The 750-nt window shown below is 61.9% G+C and carries 1 protein-coding gene; it reads left to right on the forward strand.

What is annotated here, in order from left to right:
* Positions 1 to 225 precede the first annotated feature (225 nt).
* Complete coding sequence (locus tag AACY52_RS28800) at positions 226 to 708, forward strand: hypothetical protein (protein ID WP_339561141.1); 483 nt, start codon at positions 226 to 228, stop codon at positions 706 to 708.
* Positions 709 to 750: the final 42 nt, after the last annotated feature.

Raw genomic sequence — 750 nt, forward strand, 5'->3', positions numbered from 1 at the left:
CGAGATCGGGCTGAACGCGCTGAAGATCCCGCACGGCAAGGGCGGGCTGGAGGCAGCGGTCGCCTATCTCGGCGATGAAGTGGCGGCGTAGGATTTGTTCCTTCGCTGAAGTCTTACGGCTATCGCGGGTTCCTCTCGACCGAAGTTCGCTGCACCAAGGACGGCAAGGCCTATCTGATCGATCCCTGCTGCCGCGCCGGCTCGCCGCCGAACGAGCTGTACCAGGTGCTGATGGAGAACATCGCTGAAGTCATCTGGTATGCCGCCGAAGGCATCGTGATCGAGCCGGAGTACAAGGCCAAATGGGGCGCCGAAGTGCTCCTGATCTCCGAATGGGCCGACCAGAATTGGATGCATGTTGCGATCGACAAGAGCGTGGCCGACTTCGTCAAGCTGCGCAATTTCTGCCGCATCGAGGGCGAGTATTACGTGATCCCGCAATGGACGTGCTGTGCCGAGATCGGCGCCGTCGTCGCCTATGGCGATACGCCCGATGAAGCCATCGCCAATTGCAAGGCGGTTGCCGACAAGGTCGAGGGCCATCTTCTCGACAAGCCTCTGGACGCGCTCGACATCGCGCGTGAGCAGCTGGAGCAGGTGCTGGGCAAGGACAAGCCGAAGTCGAAGCAGCAGCGCGAAGCCGAAGCGCTCTACGCCAAGGGCCGGATTTCGGACAAGCAACTCGACAAGATGCTGGCGCGGGGGTGAGGCGTGCGTCACGACCCGGTCGCGCTCATGTCGGTATTCGAT

Source organism: Pseudomonas sp. EA_65y_Pfl1_P113 (assembly GCF_963970525.1).
Lineage (GTDB): Bacteria > Pseudomonadota > Gammaproteobacteria > Pseudomonadales > Pseudomonadaceae > Aquipseudomonas > Aquipseudomonas tritici.